Genomic DNA, 10,402 nt, shown 5'->3' on the forward strand with positions numbered 1-10,402 from the left:
CCAGCGGCCGGATCACCGACTGGTCGGCGTTGGTTGCGGCGGCGCACGAGCGGGGCGCGCTGATCGCCATCGGCGCCGATCTGCTGGCGCTGACACTGATCACACCGCCGGGGGAGATCGGCGCCGACGTCGCGTTCGGAACCACCCAACGGTTCGGTGTGCCAATGGGATTCGGCGGCCCGCACGCCGGATACCTGTCGGTGCACTCCAAGCACGCCCGCCAGCTGCCGGGCCGACTGGTCGGCGTGTCCGTAGATAGTGACGGCATGCCGGCCTACCGATTGGCGCTGCAGACCCGCGAGCAGCACATCCGCCGGGACAAGGCGACCAGCAACATCTGCACCGCGCAGGTGCTGCTGGCGGTGATGGCCGCCATGTACGCCAGCTACCACGGCGCCGACGGACTGACCCGGATCGCCCGCCGGATGCACGGCCACGCCGAGACCATCGCGGCGGCGCTGGGCGACTCGATGGTGCACGAGGAGTTCTTCGACACGGTGCTGGCGCGGGTGCCGGGGCGCGCCGACGAGGTGGTGGCCGCCGCCAAGGCGCGCGGCATCAACCTGTGGCGCGTCGACGCCGACCACGTCTCGGTGGCGTGTGACGAGGCCACCACCGACGCCCACGTGGCAGCGGTGCTGGAGGCCTTCGGCGTCAGTGCCGGTGAGCCGGCCGGTGTGGACATCGCCACCCGCACCTCGGATTTCTTGACCCATCCCGCGTTCACGCGATACCGCACCGAGACGGCGATGATGCGCTACCTGCGCACCCTGGCGGACAAAGACATCGCCTTGGACCGCAGCATGATTCCGCTCGGCTCGTGCACGATGAAGCTCAACGCCGCCGCCGAGATGGAACCCATCACCTGGCCGGAGTTCGCCCGCCAGCATCCGTTCGCCCCGGCGTCGGACACCCCGGGGCTGCGCCGGCTCATCAGCGACCTGGAGACCTGGCTGGTGCAGATCACCGGCTACGACGCCGTCTCGCTGCAGCCCAACGCCGGCTCGCAGGGCGAATACGCCGGCCTGCTGGCCATTCACGACTACCATGCCAGCCGGGGTGAGCCGCACCGCAACATCTGCCTGATCCCGTCCAGCGCGCACGGCACCAACGCGGCGTCGGCGGCGCTGGCCGGCATGCGGGTGGTGGTGGTCGCCTGCCACGACAACGGCGATGTCGACCTGGATGATTTGCGCGCCAAGGTCACCCAGCACGGGGACGAGTTGTCGACGCTGATGATCACCTATCCGTCCACCCACGGCGTCTACGAGCACGACATCACCGAGATCTGCGCGGCCGTCCACGACGCCGGGGGCCAGGTCTATGTCGACGGCGCCAACCTCAACGCGCTTGTCGGGCTGGCCCGGCCGGGCAAGTTCGGCGGCGACGTCAGCCACCTGAACCTGCACAAGACGTTCTGCATCCCGCACGGCGGCGGCGGGCCGGGGGTGGGTCCCGTGGCGGTGCGTGCGCACCTGGCGCCTTTCTTGCCCGGCCACCCGCACGCCCCTGAGTTGCCGCAGGGGCATCCGGTGTCCTCGGCGCCCTACGGGTCCGCCTCGATCCTGCCGATCAGCTGGGCCTACATCAGGATGATGGGCGGCGGAGCTGCTAGCGGCCTGCGCGCCGCATCGCTGACCGCGATCGCGTCGGCCAACTACATCGCCCGCCGGCTCGACGAGTACTTCCCGGTGCTCTACACCGGGGAGAACGGCATGGTCGCCCACGAATGCATCCTGGATCTGCGGCCGATCACCAAGTCCACCGGAGTGACCGTCGACGATGTCGCAAAGCGCTTGGCGGACTATGGGTTTCACGCCCCCACGATGAGTTTCCCAGTGGCCGGCACGCTGATGGTGGAGCCCACCGAGAGCGAGACCCTGACCGAGGTCGACGCCTTCTGCGCGGCCATGATCGCCATCCGCGGCGAGATCGACCGAGTCGGCGCGGGGGAGTGGCCCGCGGAGGACAATCCGTTGCGGGGAGCGCCGCACACCGCCGAGTGCCTGCTGGTCGGCGACTGGCAGCACGCGTACACGCGCGAAGAGGCCGCCTACCCGCTCGGCAAGAACTTCCGGCCCAAGGTGTGGCCGCCGGTGCGACGCATCGACGGCGCCTACGGCGACCGCAATCTGGTCTGCTCGTGCCCGCCGGTGGAGGCCTTCGCCTGAATCCCGCGCGGGCGGGTCAGCCGAAGCGGTCGATGATCGCCGCGGCGATCCGCTCCGGCGCATCCTCCTGGATGAAGTGCTTGGCGTTGGGCAGCTCGACCAGCACATGGTCCGGGAAGGTCGCCCGCATGCGCGGCAGGGTCGGGCCGGGACGGAACGCGAAGTCCTTCATCCCCCAGACGAACAGGGCGGGCTTAGCGCCGAGCCTGGCCGGCACTTCCCGGGCGAGCCGCGCCAGCAGGGGACCGGCGGCCAGGATCTGCTTGGGCATCTCCGCGACCCCCCGGCGGGCGTCGGGGCCGGGCTGCACCGCCCGGTAATGCTGCATCACCGCATCGCTGGGGCGGTGTTGGGTGCCGGCCGGGATCAGGCGCTCGACGAAGAAGTTGTGCCGCAGGATCGCGTATTGCATTGGGGGACTGGACATTACCCGGCTGAACATCTTGGTCGTGAATTCGTCCGTGGGCCAGAACCAGGTGTTGCCCAGGACGACGCCGCGGACGCGGTCGGCGCGCTCCACCGCGACCGCCATGCTGATGGGACCGCCCCAGTCCTGGCCCATGGTCACGAAGTCGTTCAGGCTTAGCTGATCGACGAACTCGCCCACCACCCGGGCGTGCTCGTCGATCTTGTAGCCGAACCCCGAGGGCCGATCGGAGAGCCCGAAGCCGAGGTAATCCGGTGCGATGCAACGGAAGCGGTCACGCAGCGCGATGACGATGTTGCGGTACAGGAAGCTCCACGTCGGGTTGCCGTGGCAGAGCAGGATGGGCGGGCCGTCACCTTCGTCGATGTAGTGCATGCGTCCCCGCGAGCTGTCGAACCAGCGCGACCGGACGGGATAGAGCTTGGGATCGGGGGTGAAATCGATGCTCATGGCGCTCCTTCGGTAGCGCTCATGATGCTAGGCCCGACGGGTGACAACACCGAGCCGGTGACGTTTCAGTACCTGCCGAAGGCCAGGGCGACGTTGTGCCCGCCGAACCCGAACGAATTGTTGATGGCGTACTGATAGCTGCCCCGCCGCGGATTACCCGACACCACGTCCAGATCGATCTCCGGGTCCAGGTTTTCCAGGTTCAGCGTCGGCGGGACGATCTGGTCGCGCAGCGCCAGCACGGTCAGTATCGACTCCACCGCGCCGACAGCGCCGACGGAGTGCCCGAGGGCGGATTTGGGGGCGTACACCGCCGGCTTGTTGCTGCCCAGCGCGTTGTTGATCGCCTTGCCCTCGGCGAGGTCGCCGATCTGCGTACCGGTGGCGTGCGCGTTGACGTGGTCGATGTCGCCGGGTGTGAGACCGGCGAGCTGGATGGCGCGGGTCATCGCCTGTCCGGCGCGGTTCCCGCTCGGGTCCGGCGCGACCATGTGGTAACCGTCGGACGTCACGCCGGCGCCCATCAACCGGGCCAGGATGCGCGCCCCGCGGGCCTTGGCGTGCTCCTCGGTCTCGAGCACCATCAGAGCGCCGGCCTCGCCGAAGACGAAACCGTCGCGGTCCTTGTCGAAGGGGCGGCATGCGCCGGCCGGATTCGCGTTGTTCGTCGACATCACGATCCGCATGTTGGCGAAGGCGGCGATGGGCACCGCCTCGATCCGGGTCTCGACGCCACCGCAGATTGCGACGTCGGCCTCGCCGAACACCATCGCCTGCCAGGCCCGCGCGATCGCCTCCGAACCGGACGCGCACGCCGACACCGGTGTCATCACGCCGGCCCTGGCGTGCCGCTCCAGCCCCACCGCCTGGGCGGCGGCGTCGGGCATGTACTTACTGACGGCCAGCGGCGACACCGCTTTGACGCCCCGGGCGCGCAGGGTGTCGCGGGTGAACACCAGCTCCTCGCCGGAACCGAATCCGGTGCCTACCGACACCAGCAGGCGGTTGGGGTCGACCTCCGGGGAGCCGGCGCTGTCCCACGCCCGCCGGTTGACGACGGCAGACATTCTGGACAGGTATCCCGTGCGGCGCAGCTCGGCCGGGTTGAGCTCGCTATCGAACTCCTCCAGCAGGTGCCCGCCGATGCGAACCGGCAGATCGAACTCCTCCACGAACGGGTCATCGAGCTCGCGGATCCCGCTTTGGCAGTCGAGCAGCAACTTCCAGGTGGTCTCGGCGTCGGTGGCGAGTGCGGTGGTCATGGCGATCCCGGTGACGACCACGTCCGGAAGCCCCTGGCCAGTAGTCAGATTCGTCATTGCGGTCGTGGATCATCCTTTCGCAGCGCCACCCCTGCAGTCTTCACGGATCTGCGCGTCATCAGGGCGCCCCCAGGATGGACCGGAGGGCGCTCAGCTCCGGAACCTTCGCACTGCTCCCCATCGCGTCGGCCGTGGAATCAACCTCGATCGAGCCTAGCGCCAAGTTGCCGTCGCGCCCGTGAAGACCCCGCCGCGAAGTTCGCCTACGGTCCCTCCCGCGCGGGTAACCCGCGCCTCAGCTCAGGAACGCGTTGAGCGCCGCGGCGAGGTCGGGGGACGCGGACGTGGCGAGGTTCTGGTAGCCGCCACCGCTGAGCTGGGCGACGGCCTCCCAGGTGGCGCGGTCCGGATCGCCGCCGAAGTCGATGACGTTCACCGCGATCGGTTTGGCCGGGTCCGCGCTCTTGCGGATGAAGTCCTGCAACCCGGGGCCGTCCAAAGTCTGGTCGGTGTGTGGGCCCGCCGTGATGACCAGGATCGAGTTGGTCTGGCCGGCGCGGTAATTGGCCTGCAGATCCTGGTAGATCATTCGCAGCGTGGTAAACGACACCGCCCCGCCGGGCGACGAGTACTGCTTGTCCAACGCAGCCACCAGCGCCGCCGAGCGCGGCTGGCCATTGACGGGGTCGCCGAGCGGCCCGCCGGGCACCTCGGACCGCCCCTCGTGGCCATCGAACGTCCACAACCCCACCATGGCGGCGGGCGGCAGTGCCTTGATCTTGTCCTGGAGCGCCGCAATCACGTTGGCCAGCCGGGTCTTCCCGCCCTCCTGGCCGGGCATCGACTGGTCGAGCATGATGGTTGCGGCGAGCCCGCTCGACGGGGCGGACATCGCCTCGGCGAGCGTCGCGCGCATCGCGTCGTCGCCCACCGACAGCGTCCCCGGCAGTGCGGGGAACGTGGTGACCGGGCTGCTCGGCGGTGTGACGCCGTTGACCCGGAACCCGGCCTTGGCCAGCTTGGCGAGCTGGTCGGGCTTGCGCATGAAGCGGTCGAACTCGCTGGCCGCCGACGTCTGCTCGTGGGTGAGCCAGGAGCCGCTGAGCAGCACGCTGGGGTAGTCGGCGACCGGCGCCGGCCCGGGCGGTAGCCAGGAAGCCAACGCGCCCTTGGCGTCGGGCAGCGACTTGCCGTGCTGGAACAGCTGCTGCTCGGTGGTGATCACCGCGTGTACCGGCGCGGTCGCCGCGTCAGGGGGTCCGAGCAGCGCATCCATCGCCTCGGTCAGCGAGTTGTTTGCCAGCTTCGGTTGCGCGCTCAGCAGGGCGCGCACCGCGCCGGTGCCCTGGGTCGCCGGGGCGCCGGGTGGGGCCGCCGCGGCAGCCACCGCCTCGCCGGCCAAGAACGCCGCGTCGCCGTTGCCGTTCATCGGCAGGGCCAGCCGCAGCGACCCCCAGGCCGGCAGGTTCACGCCGGCCAACCCGGCCGGATTGGTCTGCAGCCCGGGCAGCGCCGCCCACGTCTGGCTGCCGAGCGCCCGCTGGAGCTCCGGCCGGACGGCCAACACCACCGGCGACGTGACCAGCGAGCGGCTGTCGGTGATGGTCTTCTGCGCCGAGGCCCCGGCGAGCCGCGCCGCCGACACCGAACTGCCCGGAATCCACAACGCCGGCTGCCCACCCAACTCGGCGGGCCACTTGCCGATGAAGCCGTTGAGCACCGCGTCGGACCCCGCCGGTTTGACGCTGACCTCCATGCAGTGGTCCCCGACGGGCCCGGCCGACGAGTTGTAGCTGTCCGCGAACTGCCGCACGGAATCGGCGATGGACGGGTCGGCGATGACGGCGACGGTCTCCTTGCCGCCCACGCAGCGTCCGGCCGCCTTGTGCGACCGGTTGGACAGGGCATCACCGATGAAGGTCCACAGGATCACGGTGCCCACCACCACGACCACGGCGACGAGGGCCACGATCACGCCGATGCTCACCCCGCGGCGCCCGCCCTCGCTGCGATGGCCGCCGCGCCAATCACCGAGCCCCCGGTGGCCGCGCCCGAACAGCGAGGGCGACGAGGCGGGCGGCTCAGAGGCCGCCGGGCCCGGCTGCCGTGGCGGAAACTCCGGGTAGTCGTCGGCGGTGCCCTCCTCGAAGGCGTCCTCGGCGTAGGGCTCGTCGCCGGCCGAGTAGTCGTCCGCGTCGAACGGCAACTCCTCGTCGCGCGGGTAATGACCCTCGTCCGAGTAGTCGTCGGTGCCGGCGTACGGGTGGTCATCCGTCTCGCCGCTGCTGTACGGCTGGTCGGCGGAGTCCCCAGGGTCGGGCAAACTGTGCCTACCCATAGTGGTGCCCGTCGCCTTCCCGTCGATCCGTCCGACTTGTTGTCAACCCGCCGCTGATCTTAGTCACCAGCTGCACCGATGCGTGGTGAGCCCGATTAAGGCACCAGCTCAATTTGATTGCGCCGCGCGGGCCTTAACTTCGCGCCGCCGGCGGTGCAGGATCGGCTCGGTGTAGCCGTTGGGCTGCTGCGTCCCGGTCAGGATCAGGTCCTGCGCGGCCAGGAACGCCAGGCTGTCGTCGAAGTTGGGCGCCATCGGCAGGTACGCCGCATCCTTGGCGTTCTGCGCGTCCACCAGCGGCGCCATCCGCTCCAGGCTGGCCCGCACGTCCTCTTCGGTGATCACCCCGTGGCGCAGCCAGTTGGCCAGCAGCTGACTCGAGATCCGCAGCGTGGCACGGTCTTCCATGAGCGCCACGTCGTGGATGTCGGGCACCTTCGAGCAGCCGACGCCCTGGGCGACCCAGCGCACCACATAGCCGAGGATCGACTGGCAGTTGTTGTCGACCTCCTCGCGGATCTCCTCGGGGGCCCAGGCCAGCTCCTTGGCCAGCGGAATGGTCAGCAGCTCGTCGATCGTCGTGCGCTTCTTGCCGGCCAGCCCCTCCTGCACGGCTCCGACGTCGACGTAGTGGTAGTGCATGGCGTGCAGGGTGGCGGCTGTCGGCGAGGGCACCCACGCGGTGGTCGCGCCCGCCTTCGGCTGGCCGATCTTCTGCTCGACCATGTCGGCCATCAGCTCGGTCATCGCCCACATGCCCTTGCCGATCTGCGCCTTGCCCTTGAACCCTGCGGCCAGACCGATGTCGACGTTGGCGTCCTCGTAGGCCTTGATCCACGTGGTGTTCTTCATCGCACCCTTGCGGATCATCGGACCGGCCTCCATCGAGGTGTGGATCTCGTCGCCGGTGCGATCCAGGAAGCCGGTGTTGATGAACACGACCCGGTCGGCGGCGGCTTTGATGCAGGCCTTGAGGTTGACGGTGGTGCGCCGCTCCTCGTCCATGATGCCGACCTTGAGGGTGGCCTGCGGCAGGCCCAGGACGTCTTCGACGCGGCTGAACAGCTCGCAGGTGTACGCGACCTCGTCGGGTCCGTGCATCTTGGGCTTGACGATGTAGATGGACCCGGTGCGGCTGTTGGTCAGCGGTCCGTTGGCGTCACCGGTCTTGAGGCCGTGGATCGCGGTCAGCCCGGTGAACAGCGCGTCCATGATGCCCTCGAACACCTCGTTACCGTCGGCATCGACGATCGCGTCGTTGGTCATCAGGTGACCGACGTTGCGGACGAACAACAGGCTGCGGCCCGGCAGCGTCAGCTGGCCCTCGCCGTCGGGCGTGGTGTAGGTGCGGTCCTGGTTCAGCACGCGGGTGAAGGACTTGCCGTCCTTGTCGACCTCCTCGGACAGGTCACCCTTGTTCAGCCCGAGCCAGTTGCGGTAGCCCAGTACCTTGTCGTCGGCGTCGACGGCGGCCACCGAGTCCTCGAAGTCCATGATCGTCGTGATAGCCGATTCCAGGACCACGTCCTTGATTCCGGCTCGGTCGGTCTTGCCGACGGGCGATTCGGGGTCGACGAGGACCTCGATGTGCAGGCCGTGATTGACCAGCAGCACCGACCAGTCGGGGGAGCCGAGCTCGCCGGTGTAGCCGGCGAACTTCTCCGGGCTGGCCAGCCCGGCGGATCCGTCGGCGGTGGCGATCTTCAGCTGGCCGTCCTCGACGGACAGTCCCGTGGCGTCGGCCCAGGATCCGGATTCCAGCGGCACCGCCTGGTCGAGGAAGTTGCGTGCATAGGCGATGACCTTGTCGCCGCGGACCTTGTTGTAGCTGGTGCCCTTCTCCGCGCCGTCCTCCTCGGGGATGACGTCGGTGCCGTACAGGGCGTCGTACAGCGAGCCCCAGCGCGCGTTGGCGGCGTTCAGCGCGAACCGGGCGTTGAGCACGGGCACAACCAGCTGCGGGCCCGCGGTCGTGGTGATCTCGTCGTCGACACCCGAGGTGGTGATCGTGAAGTCCTCGGGTTCGGGCAGCAGGTAACCGATGTCGGTGATGAACTGCCGGTACGCGTCGACATCGAAGGGCTCGATCACGCGCTGCCGGTGCCACTTGTCGATCTGGGCCTGCAGCTCGTCGCGGCGGTTCAGCAGCTCCTGGTTCTTCGGCGTGAGGTCGGTGACGACTTTGTCGACTCCGGCCCAGAAGCTGTCCGGGTCGATATCGGTGCCGGGCAGGGCCTCGTTGTTCACGAAGTCGTAGAGCACTCGGGCGACGCGCAGGTTCCCCGCCGACACGCGATCAGTCATGTTTCTCCTCCATAACGAAGCCTCTTCGAGCCGCCATTGGCCCGGAGCGGCAATGCCTTCAGCGTACCGAGCAGCAGCCTGGTGAGCGTATCCGCCCAACCCACCGGACCAGGTCAGGCCGCGCTGCTAGCTGAAAACCATGCCGCGGCGGCGAGCCAGAGGTTCGAATTCCAGCAACGCATCAACGCGCCGGGAAGCCTGCGCCCTCCAGCACTTTCTTGACTGGCACTTGACTGGCAGCCTCTGAAAATCATACGGGCTGGGCATTTCCCAACCGGGAGACCGGTGACCGTTACGCGTCGCGCATCGTGCCGACGAGGTCCTCGACCAGGTCTTCCATCGCCACCATCGCGACCACGTCGCCGCCGGCGTCGGTCACCAGCGCCAGATGGCTGTTGCTGCGGCGCATCCGCGACAACGCGTCGGCCAGCGGCAGCGACTTGGGCAGCCGGGGAAGGGGGCGGACCATCGCCAGGTCGATCACCGTGTGCGGGTCGTCGCCGAGGGTCAGCATGTCCTTGATGTGCAGGTAGCCGATGAAGTCGCCGTTGACGTTCGCGACGGGGAACCGCGAGTAGCCGGTCTGGGCCAGGGCCTGCTCGACCGCGCCGACGGTCGGGCCGCTGCCCGCCCTGGCCACCGGCACCGCGTGGACCTCCTCGAGCGGGACCGCCACATCGCCGACCACCCGGGTGCGGATCTGCAGCGCCCGCGTCAGCCGGGTGTGCTCCTCGGGGTCCAGCAGGCCCTGGGACTCCGATTCGGCGATCATCTCGCTCAGCTCGACGGGGGAGACGGTGATCTCGAGCTCTTCCTTGGGTTCCACGCCCAGCGCGCGCACCACGACGCTGGCGCACTTGTTGTAGAACACGATGAACGGCCGGGCGGCCCGCACGTAGGCGAGGTAGGGCGGCACCAGCAGCATCGCCGTTCGCTCGGGGCCGGCCAGCGCGATGTTCTTGGGCACCATCTCGCCGAGCAGCACGTGCAGCGTGACCACGATCGCCAACGCGATCGCGAACGACAACGTGTGCAGCAGGGCCGGCGGAATACCGGTCAGCCCCAACGCGGAGCGCAGCAGGTTGGAGACCGCCGACTCACCGATGCGCCCGAGCAGCAGCGAGGCGGCCGTGACTCCCAGCTGGGCGCCGGCCAGCATCGCGGGCAGCTGCTCGCCGGCACGCATGACGGTGACCGCCCGCGCCTTGCCCTGCTCGGCCAGCGCCTCGAGGCGGTCGCGCCGGGCCGAGATCAACGAGAATTCCGCCCCGACGAAGAAGGCGTTGACGCCGATCAGCAGGATCGCCAGGAAGACGCCCATGGGATCGCTCATGGCGTGCCCCCTGCCGGGCCCTCGCCGTGGCCGCGCAGCTCGTTCAGCTCCAGCAGGTCGATCCGGCGACCGTCCATCCGGATCACCGTCGCTTGCCAGCGCAGCGAGGTGTCCAGC

At 69.0% G+C, this 10,402-nt stretch carries 6 protein-coding genes; 1 reads left to right on the plus strand and 5 read right to left on the minus strand.

Going from position 1 to position 10,402, the window contains the following annotated elements; all coding sequences use genetic code 11:
- On the plus strand, positions 1-2,171 hold a 2,171-nt coding region (gene gcvP / locus A5713_RS16235), incomplete at its 5' end, for an aminomethyl-transferring glycine dehydrogenase (RefSeq protein ID WP_068097070.1).
- 16 nt (positions 2,172-2,187) lie between these two features.
- Here the strand turns inward: gcvP and A5713_RS16240 are convergent.
- The 5 genes from A5713_RS16240 to A5713_RS16260 all read right to left on the minus strand — a co-directional run bounded on the left by A5713_RS16240 (position 2,188) and on the right by A5713_RS16260 (position 10,285).
- Positions 2,188-3,048, minus strand: coding sequence for a haloalkane dehalogenase (locus A5713_RS16240; protein ID WP_068097073.1), 861 nt, complete (start codon positions 3,046-3,048; stop codon positions 2,188-2,190).
- A gap of 65 nt (positions 3,049-3,113) precedes the next feature.
- The gene (gene kasB / locus A5713_RS16245; RefSeq protein ID WP_067921519.1) at positions 3,114-4,367 is read right to left on the minus strand and encodes a 3-oxoacyl-ACP synthase KasB; all 1,254 of its coding nucleotides are present in this window, start codon (positions 4,365-4,367) and stop codon (positions 3,114-3,116) included.
- Positions 4,368-4,605: 238 nt separating this feature from the next.
- Positions 4,606-6,648: a substrate-binding domain-containing protein gene (locus A5713_RS16250; protein WP_068097076.1), complete on the minus strand. Its 2,043-nt coding sequence runs from the start codon at positions 6,646-6,648 to the stop codon at positions 4,606-4,608.
- A 108-nt stretch (positions 6,649-6,756) separates the two neighbouring features.
- Positions 6,757-8,952 (minus strand): malate synthase G, encoded by a 2,196-nt coding sequence (locus A5713_RS16255; protein ID WP_068097079.1) that lies wholly within the window; start codon positions 8,950-8,952, stop codon positions 6,757-6,759.
- Between the two features lie 292 nt (positions 8,953-9,244).
- Positions 9,245-10,285 (minus strand): hemolysin family protein, encoded by a 1,041-nt coding sequence (locus tag A5713_RS16260; protein WP_068097083.1) that lies wholly within the window; start codon positions 10,283-10,285, stop codon positions 9,245-9,247.
- Positions 10,286-10,402: the final 117 nt, after the last annotated feature.

This window comes from Mycobacterium sp. E2497 (assembly GCF_001668695.1).
In the GTDB taxonomy this organism is placed as follows: domain Bacteria; phylum Actinomycetota; class Actinomycetes; order Mycobacteriales; family Mycobacteriaceae; genus Mycobacterium.